Here is a 14,556-nt window from a genome sequence, read left to right on the forward strand (position 1 = left end):
AACTGTAGGAGTGAGCCTGCTCGCGATGGCGCCGGCTCAGCCCACAACACTACCGACTTACACACCGCCATCACCGGCGAAATCCGTCAGTATCCAAACGACCACCCCACCCTGCAACACCCCGCCACGCCTCGACCTTGGTCGACACTGACGAACGCCGGCCGGCGTGCGAGACTGTCGTGCCGGGCGGGAGTCCCGGGTGTCTTTTGCCGGGAGTTTCCATGTCTCTGTCCAGCGGGCTGATCGCCGCCGTCGCCCTGGCCTATATGGCCATCATGTTCGCCATCGCCTTTTACGGCGATCGCCGCAGCACGCCGCTGCCGCCACGGGTGCGCGCTTGGGTTTACAGCCTGTCGCTGGCCGTCTATTGCACCAGCTGGACGTTCTTTGGCGCGGTCGGTCAGGCCGCTGAACAGCTCTGGTCGTTCCTGCCGATCTACCTCGGGCCGATCCTGTTGCTGGTCTGCGCGCCGTGGGTCCTGCAAAAAATGGTGATGATCAGCAAGCAGGAAAACATCACCTCGATCGCCGACTTCATCGCCGCCCGCTACGGCAAATCGCAATCGCTGGCCATTGTCGTCGCGCTGATCTGCCTGGTCGGCGTGTTGCCTTACATCGCGTTGCAACTCAAAGGCATTGTGCTGGGCGTGAACCTGCTGATCGGCGCCGGAGCCGACGCCATGGGCACGCGCGCCCAGGACACGGCACTGATCGTGTCGCTGGTGCTCGCGCTGTTCACCATTGTCTTCGGTACCCGCAACCTCGACGCCACGGAGCACCACCGAGGCATGGTGCTGGCGATTGCGTTCGAGTCACTGGTCAAGCTGTTCGCTTTTCTGGCGGTCGGCGCGTTCGTGACGTACGGGTTGTACGACGGTTTTGAAGACCTGTTCGACCAGGCCATGCTCGCACCGCGTCTCGAGGAATACTGGAAGGAAACCATCAACTGGCCGTCGATGGTGGTGCAGACCGGGGTCGCGATGATGGCGATCATCTGCCTGCCGCGGCAGTTTCACGTCACCGTGGTGGAAAACATCGACCCGCAGGATCTGCGCCTGGCCAAATGGGTGTTCCCGGCCTACCTCGCCCTGGCCGCACTGTTTGTAGTCCCGATCGCCCTCGCCGGTCAGATGCTGCTGCCGAGCTCGGTGCTGCCAGACTCTTTCGTCATCAGCCTGCCCTTGGCCCAAGCCCACCCTGCGCTGGCGATGCTGGCGTTTATCGGCGGCGCGTCGGCGGCGACCGGCATGGTCATCGTCGCGAGCGTGGCGCTGTCGACAATGGTGTCCAACGACATGCTGTTGCCGTGGCTGCTGCGCCGCAACAACGCCGAGCGGCCGTTTGAAGTGTTCCGCCAGTGGATGCTGTCGGTGCGCCGGGTCAGCATCGTGGTGATTTTGCTGCTGGCGTATGTGAGCTATCGCCTGCTCGGCTCGACGGCCAGCCTGGCCACCATCGGCCAGATCGCTTTCGCCGCCGTGACTCAATTGGCTCCGGCCATGCTCGGCGCGCTGTACTGGAAACAGGCCAATCGCCGTGGTGTGTTTGCCGGCCTCGCGGCAGGGACCTTTCTATGGTTTTACACGCTGGTCCTGCCGATTGCCGCTCACAGCCTGGGCTTGTCGCTAAACACTTTTCCAGGACTGGCGTGGTTGCACAGCAATCCGTTGAACCTGCCGATCACCCCCTTGACCCAAGGTGTGGTGCTGTCACTGGCCGGCAACTTCACCCTGTTCGCCTGGGTTTCGGTGCTGTCACGTACACGCGTTTCGGAGCACTGGCAGGCCGGCCGTTTCATCGGCCAGGAAATCAGCGCCCGCCCCAGCGCCCGTTCGATGCTGGCAGTGCAAATCGACGATCTGCTGCAACTGGCCGCGCGGTTTGTCGGTGAAGAACGTGCTCGTCAGAGCTTTATTCGCTTCGCCTATCGCCAGGGCAAGGGCTTCAACCCCAATCAGAACGCCGACAGTGAATGGATCGCCCACACCGAGCGCCTGCTGGCTGGTGTGCTCGGTGCGTCATCGACCCGCGCCGTGGTGAAAGCGGCCATCGAAGGTCGGGAAATGCAGCTGGAGGATGTCGTCCGGATCGCCGACGAAGCCTCCGAAGTGCTGCAGTTCAACCGTGCGTTGCTGCAAGGCGCTATCGAGAACATCACCCAAGGCATTAGCGTGGTGGATCAATCGTTGCGGCTGGTGGCTTGGAACCGTCGTTATCTGGAGCTGTTCAACTATCCGGACGGCCTGATCAGTGTCGGTCGACCGATTGCCGACATCATTCGCCACAATGCCGAGCGCGGTTTGTGTGGCCCCGGCGAGGCGGAAGTGCATGTTGCTCGTCGTCTGCACTGGATGCGTCAGGGCCGGGCTCACACCTCTGAAAGACTTTTCCCCAACGGGCGTGTGATTGAACTGATCGGCAACCCGATGCCGGGTGGTGGTTTCGTCATGAGTTTCACCGACATCACCGCATTCCGCGAGGCCGCACAGGCGCTGACCGAGGCCAACGAAGGCCTGGAACGGCGGGTCACCGAGCGCACCCATGAACTGTCGCAATTGAACGTGGCCCTGACTGAAGCCAAGGGCACTGCCGAGTCGGCGAACCAGTCGAAGACCCGTTTTCTCGCGGCCGTCAGCCATGACCTGATGCAACCGTTGAATGCCGCCCGCCTGTTCTCCGCCGCCCTCTCCCACCAGGATGACGGCTTGTCCAACGAAGCGCAGAAACTGGTCCGGCATCTGGACAGTTCGCTGCGCTCAGCCGAAGACCTGATCAGCGATCTGCTGGATATTTCTCGCCTGGAAAACGGCAAGATCAATCCTGATCCTCAGGCGTTTGCGCTCGACGAATTGTTCGACGTCCTTGCGGCTGAGTTCAAGGCGCTGGCCGGCGAACAGGGCCTGGACTTCCGTGTGCGCGGCAGCACCTTGCGCGTTTATAGCGACATCAAACTGCTGCGGCGAATCCTGCAAAACTTCCTTACCAACGCGTTCCGTTACGCCAAAGGCCCGGTGCTGCTGGGCGTTCGGCGGCGCGAGGGGCAATTGTGTCTGGAGGTGTGGGATCGCGGTCCGGGGATTGCGCTGGACAAGCAAAAAGTCATCTTCGAAGAGTTCAAACGCCTCGACAGTCACCAGACCCGCGCGGAGAAGGGCCTGGGTTTGGGGCTGGCGATCGCCGACGGGTTGTGCCGCGTGCTGGGCCACACGTTGCAGGTTCGCTCTTGGGAGGGGCGCGGCACGATGTTCAGTGTCTGCGTGCCATTGGCGCAGGCGCAAACTGTGGCGCCAGTCGCCATCAGTGAGATAAACGGCAAGTTGTTGAGTGGCGCGCAGGTGCTGTGCATCGACAACGAAGACAGCATCTTGATCGGCATGAACAGCCTGCTGACGCGCTGGGGCTGCCAGGTCTGGACCGCGCGTAATCGCGCGGAATGCGCGCAGTTGCTCGATGCAGGAATGCGTCCGCAACTGGCACTGGTGGACTATCACCTCGACCATGGCGAGACCGGCACCGAACTGATGGCGTGGTTGCGCACGCGCTTGGGCGAACCGGTACCGGGCGTGGTAATCAGCGCCGACGGCCGCCCGGAGATGGTGGCTCAGGTGCATGCCGCGGGGCTGGATTACCTGCCAAAACCGGTGAAACCGGCGGCGCTGAGGGCGTTGTTGAGCCGGCATTTGCCGTTGTAGTTTTAGCTACTCCGGCAACTCGGCCAGGCCATCCACATCCGTCATCGCCCGCTCCAGCAGATCCGCCGGCAAACTCTTGCTCGCCCGTGCCCCCAACAACTTCAGCTGCTCGCTGCGGCTGACCAGATTGCCTCGCCCCTCTGTCAGCTTGTTGCGCGCCGAGCTGTAGGCTTTGTCCAGCTGTTGCAGGCGATTGCCGACCTCATCAAGGTCCTGGATAAACAACACGAACTTGTCGTACAGCCAACCGGCACGTTCGGCGATTTCCCGGGCGTTCTGGCTTTGCCGCTCCTGCTTCCACAGGCTGTCGATGACACGCAAAGTGGCCAGCAACGTGGTCGGGCTGACAATGACGATGTTGCGGTCGAAGGCTTCCTGAAACAGCGTCGGTTCAGCCTGCAGCGCTGCGGAGAATGCCGCTTCGATCGGCACGAACAACAACACGAAATCCAGACTGTGCAAGCCATCGAGACGCTTGTAATCCTTGCCGGCCAGACCTTTGACGTGGGTGCGCAACGACAGCACGTGCTGCTTCAGTGCGATCTGGCCGATGCCATCGTCGTCCGCCGTGACGTATTGCTGGTAAGCCGTGAGGCTGACCTTCGAGTCCACTACCACCTGCTTGTCGCCCGGCAGATAAATGATCACGTCAGGCTGGAAGCGCTCGCCATCCGGGCCTTTGAGATTGACCTGGGTCTGGTACTCGCGACCCTTCTCCAGGCCGGCGTGCTCAAGCACCCGCTCCAGAATCAGCTCGCCCCAGTTACCTTGGGTTTTCTGACCCTTGAGGGCACGGGTCAGGTTGGTGGCTTCATCGCTGAGGCGCAGGTTCAGCTGCTGCAGACGCTCCAGCTCTTTAGCCAGCGAAAAGCGTTCACGCGCCTCGGCTTGATAGCTTTCTTCAACGCGTTTTTCAAAGGACTGGATGCGTTCTTTCAACGGATCGAGCAATTGCCCGAGGCGTTGCTGGCTGGTCTCGGCAAAGCGCTGTTCACGCTCGTCGAAGATCTTGCCCGCCAGTTCGGCGAACTGCGCGCGCAGCTCGTCGCGCGAGCCTTGCAGGTCGTTGAGGCGTTGCTGATGGCTTTCCTGTTGCTCTCGCAGCTCTGCGTTAAGCGAAGCCGCCTGCGCATCCAGTCGGCGCAACTCAGTCTCTTTGCCGGCGCGTTCGATATTCCAGGCGTGGGCGGCGTCGCGGGCGTCATCACGCTCGATCTGCAGCAACTCGACTTCTCGCCGCAGCGCCGCCAGATCAGCCTGCTTGGTGGCATTTGCCTGGCCGAGGTCTGCTATTTCGTCGCGACAGGCTTCGAGCTGAGCGTTGAGCCCGTCCTGCGCCAGGTTGGCCATGGCCAGACGCTCTTCCAGCAGGGCCACATCCGACTGCGTGCTGCTGGCCCGGCGCTGAAGCTGCCACGCCAACACCAGAAGAGGCAGTGCAGCACCCGCCAGACCGAGCAATATGCTGGTCAAGTCCATAGCCATAGCCATTCCTGCCGATGAATTAAAGCTTGAAGGTTAACCAAGGCGTCAGGTCTTGGACAGCTCAGTCTTCGACCAGGCCAAGTTCCTGCAAGGCGCGGCGATCGCCTGCGCGGGCGGCCTGACGCAAAAGGTCGTGGCCAATCCGACGGTCGCGGGCATTCCCGCATTCGCGGCACATCAGCTGGCCGAGGCGACTTTGCGCAGCGACCACGCCTTCGCGGGCCGGTTGCTTGAGCAGCCGCCCGGCCAAGTGTTTGACGCTAGTGTTCTCACTCAGACGCGGGCTATCGAGCAGCCACTCGGCCACGCGCATCGACATACGCTTGGGTGGGGTAACACTTGACGGTGGGGAGGTAACGGAATCTGGTACTGAGCGAAACTTCATAAAGCACTGTGGGACAGATCGGAAGGCGCGCCACTCTACTCTTTTTTTCTGACAGGTAAAGCTCGAAAATTCGCGGCACGCCCGTCCTAGAGCAAGCGCTTGGGACAATCCACAGAAGCTGTGGATAACTCAGTGGACAACCGCCTTTGAACTCTTGCAAAGCCCTATGGAACGGGGCTCGCAGTCAAACTGACGATTTTTTCACCAGTAAAAAAAAGCGATGTTTTTCATTGACTTAAATTTCGGATACAGGCACCCACTCTCGACGCAGGCAATGTGACACTCCTGTGACTGCCTGTGGCACCTTTGTGCACAAGTAACAGTGTGATGGTTATATACACGCGCTTTTTCGGAGCGAATTTTCACTTGGATTGGGGATAAATCGCTTGCTTATCCCAAAATGCGCCAAGATTGGGCGATGGGCGGTAGCGACCAACGGTCGGATTTAACCTGCCAGGGACAGCTATCGCGCCGGTGCTCATGCCGTTGTATGAATGAATTCCGTACAAGGAGCCTGGGCAGAGATGTTTTTGTAAACGTATCTTCCCTTCCGCAAACCAATCCGTTACTATCCGCGGCGTTAGTACCAAGCTGAAAGTCAATTCTGGTCGAACAAATCCCCCCGGTCAGCCTCCCTCAAGGAAGCCCTAACCGAACAAGCGGGATCGACCACCTCGATGGTTTCCAGGTAAATCTTGCGTCAACACAGCCTTTGAATCAAAAGCAAAGGGTGTTGCGAAGACCACTTACTCTGACCGAACCAGCCTGCAAATTGATCAGGATCTTCACCCCGGGCCCAGAACCTTTGCCCTTGATGTGTTGCCTGCCCTCCTAAGTACCTACCTGCCAGCCCAAGCGCGCCAATTATCAGCGCTTCAAACTGGCTGCTTTGTTCCAGTCGGGTTCTTCGTACGACCAACGGTGGTCGACGTCACTGGAACGTTTTAATTTTGCACGGCTCTTATCCGTGTCGCTTGTAGGAACACCAATGACTATGTCTACTCAAATCCACACCCAGGATGCTATCCGCGCCCTGACCAATGCTTTTGCCCCAATGAACTGCCTGATCATGGCCGCTCGCAAAGGCTGCTTCAGCTTCACCCTGGTCAATGAACACGGCATCGCCCGCCATAGCGAACGCCTCTACCCCGATCAGTACTCCAGCGCCGAACCGCTGCAGGCCGTGATCGAGCGTACTCGTCAGGCACTCGTGGCCTGATACGCTGCAAAAGCTGCAAACCCAAAAGCCTCGCTAAATGCGGGGCTTTTTATTGCCGAAAATTTCCCGATTTTTCGGCAAGGCTTAAGCACCAAGGGATATAACGGTTATAACTCGAAGCCGGAAATATTTTAAAAACAGTCCTTTACAGCGCGAATATGACACTACACTTCAACTCAAGCGGCGTGATCCGCTTGCGGCGAGCCTGATTCGATCCACTGCTGCCAAGGCCCCCTTTCAGGACTCGCCGACCACTTCACGTTCCGAGGGTGTTATGGGTATCGCTGCCAGCGAACTGTGTCGTTATGTGATCCGTCCAACCTTGATTTACCTTGGACGCCATAGCGCAACTGCCGAATCCCTGCTGCTGGGCATCGCCGCCAGTCAGTCCGCCCTTGGTTCCGCCCTGCACGACCGCCGTGGACACGGTTTGTACCGAATCAACGAGCCTCGCCATCAAGCGCTCTGGGACCACTACCTCGCACTGGATCCGGAACGCGCCAGCCTGGTTCGGGGACTGGCCAGCCAGCATGCGTTCCTCAGTGGACCGCACCTCGAACTGACCGTCAATCTTCGCTACGCCACAGCCATCGCCTGGTTGCTGGTTGAAGAACAAAACACCCCGCTCCCCGAAGCCGACGATCTTTTGGGCATGGCCCGGATCTGGCGCCAGACCTTCCAGCCTCAAGGCCGCCTGAGAGACTTCACCTACGCCTGGCAAACATGTGTTTCACCGCTGAATCAGGTCGCCTGCTGAATCCCCATCTTTGAAAGATCGTGCAACACGTTCCGAATATGGTCGGATTGTCCTACAAAACCGCTCTAGCTCAACGCATACAGCCTATAGCGCTGGGACGAAAATGTTGGTAATTTTCGCCCCGGTGATCACCAGGAGTTCTAATAATGAAAAAAGTAATGCTCAAAACCACACTTACCCTCGCCGCTGCCATGGCATCCACCCAGCTATTTGCGAGTGGCTTTGCCATCAATGAACAAAGCATCAGCGGGATGGGTACTGGTTTTGCCGGGCGATCTTCGACTGCCGATGATGCAAGTACAGTATTTGGCAACCCTGCCGGCATGGCGCGCATCAAGCGCGAACAAGTCACCGGCGGCGCTGCATTCCTCGACGCACACACCGATATCAGCGACGCCACCTCGCGCCCGAATGGCGGCAGCAATGATGGTGACATGGTTCCGTTCATTGCCGTTCCGATGGGCTACTACGTCAAGCCAATCGATGAGCACTGGGCATTCGGTGTCGGCGTATACGCACCGTTCGGTCTGGTGACCGATTACGAAAACGGTTTCGCCGGTCGTTACTTCGGCAGCAAAAGCGAAGTCAAAATCGTCACTGTGCAGCCAACTGTCAGCTACGCCTTCAACGACAAGGTGTCGATCGGTTTCGGCCCGACCATCAACCGCATCGACGGCAAGCTGGAATCGAACCTGTCGCTGGATCCGCGCGCACCCGATGGTCAAGTCAAGATCAAGGGCGACGACACTGCACTGGGTTACAACATCGGCGTGCTGGTTCAAGCTACCGACAGCACTCGCGTCGGCCTGACCTATCACTCGAAAGTGAAGTACAAGCTGGACGGTGACACCAAGGTCAACTACGGCCTGCTCGGCGCTCTGGGTCAGAACCCGAATCAGAAGTTTGATGCTTCGCTGGACATTACCACGCCTGAGTCGGTCGACTTCTCGGTCACTCACGAGTTGAATGATCAGTGGACTCTTTATGCAGGCAGCACCTGGACCCGCTGGAGCCGCCTGAAAGAGATCACCGTCGAGAACGAAGGTGTGCCTGCCGCTCTGGCCGCTCGCGGTCTCGGCACGATCACTGAAGAACAAAACTGGCACGACACCTGGGCTCACGCCATCGGTGCGTCGTACAAGTTGAACAAGCAATGGGTTCTGCGCACCGGCTTCTCGGTTGATCAGGCACCGACCAACAACGAAAACCGTTCCCCACGCATCCCGACTGGCGATCGCAAGATTTTCAGCCTGGGCGCTGGCTGGAGCCCAACCGACGACCTGACCATTGACGTAGCGTATTCGTACCTGCTGGAAGAGTCGGTCAAGGTCAACGACGACAACGGTCGCCAGACCTACAGCGCCAAGTATGAAAACTCGGCGAACGGTTTTGGTGTGGGTGCTACCTACCGTTTCTGATGATTCACGGCGAGGCTGAAGGCTGCGCCACCTGAATTGAAAAAGCCCCGCGCTCTGGTCCAGAGGCGGGGCTTTTTTATGCGCATCGATCAGGGTTGCGAAGCGATGGCTTTCTCGACGGCGTCGATGAACTCGGGATCATCCGGCTTGGTGAGGCTCGAGAAATCGGCGATTACCTTGCCTTTGCGATCGACCACGTACTTGTAGAAATTCCACTTCGGCGCGCTGCTTTGTGCGGCTAACACCTGAAACAGGTTGATGGCATCGTCACCCCGAATCTTCTGTGGCTCGGTCATGGTGAAGGTGACGCCGTAATTCACGTAGCAGACCTTGGCGGTTTCTTCGCCGTCCTTGGACTCCTGCTTGAAGTCGTTGGAGGGTACGCCGATCACTTCCAGTCCTTCAGATTTGTAGCGCTGATTCAACGCTTCAAGGCTTTTGAACTGTGGGGCGAAACCGCAAAAACTTGCGGTATTGACCACCACCAGCGGTTTGCCGGCGAAGCGCTGGCACAGGTCGATGGATTCCTTGGCACGCAACTTGGGCAACGAGCCCTTGAGCAGCTCCGGACATTCCGCCGCCTGGGCCAAACCGGTAAACGCCACCATTAATACGGGAACTGCCAGCCAGCGCATCAGCATGTTCGTGCATCCTTGAGAGTTCGTCATTAACGAAGTTACTCGTCCTCACCGCCTGCTAGCAAGCGCCCATGCCCAACTGCATCAACGCCAGCCCGCCCTGCTGCCAGCCCCACCACGCCAGCGCCAGCAGCAAAACGCCGCCCGCTCCAACGGCGACTTGTGGCCAGAGACTGTTCATACCGCCGTCACCTGTGTTTGCAGGCGCGCCACCGGCCGCTCGCGTACCGGCCAGTTCAGCGCCGCGGCCAACACACTCAAGAGAATCGCTACCTGCCAGATCAAGTCGTAACTCCCGGTTCGGTCATACACCACCCCGCCCAACCAGCCGCCGAGGAACGAGCCGAGTTGGTGGAACAGGAAAACAATGCCACCCAGCATGGACAGGTTTCGCACGCCGAACAAGGTCGCCACGGTGCCGTTGGTCAATGGCACTGTCGACAGCCACAGGAAACCCATCGCCATGCCGAACAGGTACGCAGACGTGGTGGTGACCGGAGCCCAGAGAAACAACCCGATCACTACGGCCCGCAACAAATACAACCCAGTCAGCAGGCGCGGCTTCGACATGCGCCCGCCCAGCCAGCCGGCCGTGTACGTGCCGAAGATATTAAACAGACCGATCAGCGCCAGCACCGTAGTGCCGACGGTGGCAGGCAGATGCTGATCGACCAGGTAGGCCGGCAAATGCACGCCAATGAACACGACCTGAAAACCGCAGACAAAAAAGCCGAACGCCAGCAGCCAGAATCCCGAGTGCGAGCACGCTTCGCGCAGTGCCTCGGAAAGAGTCTGCTCATGCCCGAGCAGCGGCAAAGGCTTGTCCTTGAGCATGCTCACCAGCGGCACAATCAGCGCCACCAGCAGACCCAGCACCAATAATGCTGCCGACCAGCCGAGCCAGCCGATCAGCCCCAGCGTGCCGGGCAGCATGGCGAACTGGCCGAAGGAACCGGCAGCGCTCGCGATGCCCATGCCCATGCTGCGTTTCTCCGGCGGCACGGCGCGACCGACGACGCCGAGGATTACCGAAAAGGACGTGCCGGACAGGCCGATGCCGATCAACAGGCCGGCGCTCAGGGACAAGGTCACGGCTGAATCGGAGAGGCCCATGCAGACCAGGCCCACTGCGTAGAGGACACCGCCGATCAGCACCACCTTCGCCGCGCCGAAGCGGTCTGCCAAGGCTCCGGTAAACGGTTGCGCCAGGCCCCAGATCAGGTTTTGCAAGGCGATGGCGAACGCAAATGTCTCACGTCCCCAGCCGAACTCAGCGCTCATCGGCGCGAGAAAAAGCCCGAAGCCGTGGCGCACGCCCAAGGACAGCGCCAGAATCAGCGCACTCCCCAACAGTACCCAACCGCACGTACGCCACATCGATGTCATTATTATTCTCCGCTAGCGGGTATATACCCGCTTAAGATCGAGAAGAACCGGCCTCAGGCCAGTTCATCCAACAGTTGCAGCAGGATTTCGCGTTTTTCAGTGCCTAGACGATCGACTAACCGTTGCTGCGCCGCTTCCCACGCCGGCAACGCGGCTTTGAGACGCTCGGCGCCGGTGTCGGTCAATTTGACGATGCGGTTGCGCATGTCATCGCCTTCGACCAACAACACCAGCCCCTCGCCCTCCAACACGCGCAAATTGCGTCCAAGCGTGCTGCGATCCAGGCCCATGGCCTCGGCCAGGGTGGAAATACTCGGCTGATCAAGACGCTGCAGATTGCACAGCAGAGAATACTGGGCAACGTTGATTCCGAAGCCGTCGAGAGCGCCGTCATAGTGCCTGCTGACGCCACGAGCGGCGCGACGCAGGTTGATGCATAAACATTGGGATTCGAGCATGGTGCGTGTATATACCCGCGAAAAGATAAAAGCAAATATTTAGATACGTCTCACCCTTGGAGCGAGGCTTGCTTGCGAAGAACGATGGCATGGTTTCCACTGCAAGACCGAGGCGCCTGCTTCGCGAGCAAGCTTGCTCCTACGGGAATAGTGCAACGCTGACCAGCAGGGTCATTTCCAGTAATTCCAGTAGCGCTCCAGCAGTATCGCCGGTGGTGCCGCCCAGTCGCCGAATCATCAGCTGACGCAGCCAGGCAAACAGCAGCGCCGCTACAACGAGGGCGATAAAGCCGTCGAGGCCTGCAAAGACAACGCAAGCCACTGCGCAAATCAGCAACACCTGCCTAGCAGCCGTGCGCGGCAAATGATCGGCCAATGCCTGCCCCAATCCTCCGGGGCGGACGTAGGGCGTCGTCAGAAATAACGCCAGCAAGGAAGCGCGCCCCAGCAGCGGAACAATAATCAGAAAAACGCTGTTGTGCTGTTCGATCAACGCCAGCAACGCGGCGAACTTGAGCAGCAGCACCAGCACCAGCGTCACGACGGCAATCGGTCCGCTGCGCGGATCTTTCATGATCGTCAGCGTGCGTTCCCGATCACCAAAACCACCGAGCCAGGCGTCGGCGCTGTCGGCCAGACCATCCAGGTGCAGGGCGCCGCTGAGCATCACCCAAACCGTCAGCAATAATGCGGCGTGAAGCAGTAATGGCGCGCCGAGCAACAGTTCGTTGAAGACCCACAGGATGACACCAAACAGCAGCCCTACCAGCGGGTAAAACAGCAGCGAGCGGCCCAATTCCTGCGGGGACGGCATGCCCGGCAGACGAATCGGCAGGCTGCCGAGAAATTGCAGGGCGATCCAGAATGGCAGCATGCTCAGCTCACTTCCTTCAACAAACCCGCGGATTCGACCGACAGGGAAAACATCGCCCCGTGGCCCACTGCGACATTGAGCAATTGCTCACGTGGCAATCCGCGCGCCTGTGCCAGCAATAAACGCATCACTCCGCCATGACTGATCAGCAGCAGCCGCTCGCCGGCATAAGCCGCGTGCAGACGCTCGACAGCGGCCAGCACGCGAGTTGAGAAATCCGCGACTCGCTCACCTTGAGGCGGTGTGAAGGCATAAGGATCCCCCCAGAATGAGCCCAACGCGTCGGCATCGGTCTCCATCAACGCCGCCGCGCTCTGCCCTTCCCATGCGCCGAAATGCAGCTCTTGCAGATCTTTCTCCAGCTGCACCGGCAGTTCCAACTGCTCGCCCAACGCTTCAGCGAACCGCGCGCAACGTTGCAACGGTGAGCTGATCAAGCGATTCCAGGGGCCCTGCTCAACCGCCGCGGCGCGCATTTGCGCCCAGCCCTTATCGGTCAGCGCGTCATCGAGACTGCCGCGCAGACCACCGCCGAGTTCGGTTTCACCGTGGCGCAAGAGGTCCAGGCGCAAGGTCATGCCGGTCGATCCGCAACGGCAGCTTCGGCGAAGGTCGCCATCTGGCCATGCAGGTCGCACGCCAGACGCAGCAGCGGCACGGCGAGCGCGGCACCGCTGCCCTCGCCCAGACGCAGGCCGAGATCGAGCAACGGCTCGGCACCCAGCGTTTCGAGCACATGACGATGGCCCGGCTCGGCGCCGCAATGCCCGAACAGCAGCCAAGCGCGGCATTCAGGATTCAAGCGCACCGCGACCAGCGCGGCGACACTGCAAATGAAACCGTCCACCAACACCGCAACACCTTGCTGCGCACACGCCAGATAGGCGCCGACCAGTGCCGCGATTTCAAAGCCACCGAGGTTGAACAGCGTCTGCAAGGCATCACCGCATTGCGCACCGTGCAGCGTCAACGCGCGCTCGATGACTTGCGTTTTGTGGCTGACGCCGGCTGCGTTAAGGCCCGTGCCCGGCCCGGTCAGATGCACCACCGGGCAGTTCAGCAACGCGCAAGCCAATGCACTCGCCGCTGTGGTATTGCCGATGCCCATCTCGCCGCCGATGAACAACTGACTGCCCGCCGCCACTGCGCGCAACACGCTGTCACGCCCGGCCTGCAAGGCGAGTTCGCCCTGAGCTACCGTCATCGCCGGGCCTTGGACGAAATTGGCGGTGCCGGCGCCGATGTTGAGGTGAAGCACGCCCGGCAAATTCAGTGCCGGGTTGACGGTACCCAGATCGACCACTTCCAGCGACGCGCCGAGCTGCCGCGCCAGCACGCTGATCGCCGCCCCGCCGCTGACGAAGTTGTGCAGCATCTGCCCGGTGACTTCCTGCGGAAATGCCGACACGCCTTCGGCCACCACGCCGTGATCGCCGGCAAAAATGGCGATCCACAGGTGATCAACGCTGGGCTTTACCTGGCCTTGCATCCCGGCCAATTGCACCGCTACCGTTTCCAGTCGACCGAGCGAACCGGCCGGTTTGGTCAGCTGTTGCTGGCGCGCCTGGGCCTGCTCGACGATGGCAGCGTTGATCGGCTGGCACGGGTTCAGCCACCAGGATGGGGTCATAAAGCACTTCCTTTCAGAGTCAGGGGTAGACCGGCGACGGTCAGGACGACGCGTTGGCAGCGTTCGGCCAGGGCTTGATGCAGCCAACCGGCCTCATCGACGTAGCGGCGAGTCAGCTCACCCAACGGCACGACGCCCATGCCGGTCTCGTTGCTGACAAAAATGATTTCACCCGGCAGCGATGCCAGGCCGTCCAGCAAGGCCTCGCGCTCGGCGATCAGGCGATCATTGTCTTCGAGCATCAGCAGATTGGTCAGCCATAGCGTCAGGCAATCGATTAGCAGGCAACGCTCGGCGCTAGCGTTTTCGCGCAGGACGCGGGCCAGCTCGACGGGCTCTTCGATCAGCAACCAGTCGGCCGGGCGACGGGCACGGTGATGGGCAATACGCTCGTTCATCTCGCCATCCAAGGGTTGGCTGGTGGCGATGTAGGTGACCTTGAGCTGGCTATCTGTAGCGAGTTTTTCGGCGAGACGGCTTTTGCCGGAGCGGGCGCCGCCGAGGATCAGTTGGAGCATGGTTTATTCCTTGAAATCTTCGGAGACGGTGAATGCCTCATCGCCAGCAGGCTGGCTCCCACAGGTTTTGCGCCGTTCACACAATTCAATTCAACA

The 14,556-nt window shown here is 60.1% G+C and carries 14 protein-coding genes; 4 read left to right on the forward strand and 10 right to left on the reverse strand.

All coding sequences use genetic code 11. The features are described 5' to 3' along the window. Window positions 1-221 precede the first annotated feature (221 nt). A complete protein-coding gene (locus tag DU29_RS0110485; RefSeq protein ID WP_028621651.1) occupies window positions 222-3,692 on the forward strand; it encodes a hybrid sensor histidine kinase/response regulator in 3,471 nt (1,156 codons plus the stop codon). A 6-nt stretch (window positions 3,693-3,698) separates the two neighbouring features. Here the strand turns inward: DU29_RS0110485 and rmuC are convergent, their stop codons facing one another. Continuing rightward, entirely contained in the window at window positions 3,699-5,063 is a 1,365-nt protein-coding gene (gene rmuC / locus DU29_RS0110490) for a DNA recombination protein RmuC (RefSeq protein WP_161781286.1), read from the reverse strand. A 175-nt stretch (window positions 5,064-5,238) separates the two neighbouring features. Continuing rightward, complete coding sequence (locus tag DU29_RS0110495) at window positions 5,239-5,562, reverse strand: hypothetical protein (RefSeq protein ID WP_081832469.1); 324 nt, start codon at window positions 5,560-5,562, stop codon at window positions 5,239-5,241. Between the two features lie 994 nt (window positions 5,563-6,556). On the opposite strand from DU29_RS0110495, the gene DU29_RS0110500 reads away from it, so the two are divergent. The 3 genes from DU29_RS0110500 to DU29_RS0110510 all read left to right on the forward strand — a co-directional run bounded on the left by DU29_RS0110500 (window position 6,557) and on the right by DU29_RS0110510 (window position 8,956). Continuing rightward, window positions 6,557-6,781, forward strand: a complete 225-nt coding sequence (locus DU29_RS0110500) for a hypothetical protein (protein ID WP_028621654.1) — start codon at window positions 6,557-6,559, stop codon at window positions 6,779-6,781. 274 nt (window positions 6,782-7,055) lie between these two features. After that, complete coding sequence (locus DU29_RS0110505) at window positions 7,056-7,538, forward strand: hypothetical protein (protein WP_028621655.1); 483 nt, start codon at window positions 7,056-7,058, stop codon at window positions 7,536-7,538. Between the two features lie 146 nt (window positions 7,539-7,684). Next, a complete protein-coding gene (locus DU29_RS0110510; RefSeq protein WP_028621656.1) occupies window positions 7,685-8,956 on the forward strand; it encodes an OmpP1/FadL family transporter in 1,272 nt (423 codons plus the stop codon). An 89-nt stretch (window positions 8,957-9,045) separates the two neighbouring features. Here the strand turns inward: DU29_RS0110510 and DU29_RS0110515 are convergent, their stop codons facing one another. The 8 genes from DU29_RS0110515 to cobU all read right to left on the reverse strand — a co-directional run bounded on the left by DU29_RS0110515 (window position 9,046) and on the right by cobU (window position 14,460). After that, window positions 9,046-9,597, reverse strand: coding sequence for a glutathione peroxidase (locus DU29_RS0110515; protein WP_028621657.1), 552 nt, complete (start codon window positions 9,595-9,597; stop codon window positions 9,046-9,048). A gap of 55 nt (window positions 9,598-9,652) precedes the next feature. Next, window positions 9,653-9,775: a hypothetical protein gene (locus DU29_RS1000000133510; protein WP_268871175.1), complete on the reverse strand. Its 123-nt coding sequence runs from the start codon at window positions 9,773-9,775 to the stop codon at window positions 9,653-9,655. Beyond that, complete coding sequence (locus DU29_RS0110525; protein WP_028621658.1) at window positions 9,772-10,980, reverse strand: MFS transporter; 1,209 nt, start codon at window positions 10,978-10,980, stop codon at window positions 9,772-9,774. Before DU29_RS0110525 ends, DU29_RS1000000133510 begins: the two co-directional genes overlap by 4 nt. Before the next feature lie 53 nt (window positions 10,981-11,033). Further along, on the reverse strand, window positions 11,034-11,438 hold the full coding sequence (locus DU29_RS0110530; protein ID WP_028621659.1) for a MarR family winged helix-turn-helix transcriptional regulator: 405 nt from the start codon (window positions 11,436-11,438) through the stop codon (window positions 11,034-11,036). A 139-nt stretch (window positions 11,439-11,577) separates the two neighbouring features. Then, window positions 11,578-12,312: an adenosylcobinamide-GDP ribazoletransferase gene (locus DU29_RS0110535; RefSeq protein ID WP_028621660.1), complete on the reverse strand. Its 735-nt coding sequence runs from the start codon at window positions 12,310-12,312 to the stop codon at window positions 11,578-11,580. Window positions 12,313-12,314: 2 nt separating this feature from the next. Further along, on the reverse strand, window positions 12,315-12,890 hold the full coding sequence (gene cobC, locus DU29_RS0110540) for an alpha-ribazole phosphatase family protein (protein ID WP_028621661.1): 576 nt from the start codon (window positions 12,888-12,890) through the stop codon (window positions 12,315-12,317). Further along, a complete protein-coding gene (gene cobT, locus DU29_RS0110545; protein ID WP_028621662.1) occupies window positions 12,887-13,942 on the reverse strand; it encodes a nicotinate-nucleotide--dimethylbenzimidazole phosphoribosyltransferase in 1,056 nt (351 codons plus the stop codon). The genes cobC and cobT overlap by 4 nt, the downstream gene beginning before the upstream one ends. Continuing rightward, entirely contained in the window at window positions 13,939-14,460 is a 522-nt protein-coding gene (cobU, locus tag DU29_RS0110550; protein ID WP_028621663.1) for a bifunctional adenosylcobinamide kinase/adenosylcobinamide-phosphate guanylyltransferase, read from the reverse strand. Before cobU ends, cobT begins: the two co-directional genes overlap by 4 nt. Between the last annotated feature and the right edge of the window lie 96 nt (window positions 14,461-14,556).

This window comes from Pseudomonas sp. Ant30-3 (assembly GCF_000690905.1).
In the GTDB taxonomy this organism is placed as follows: Bacteria; Pseudomonadota; Gammaproteobacteria; order Pseudomonadales; family Pseudomonadaceae; genus Aquipseudomonas.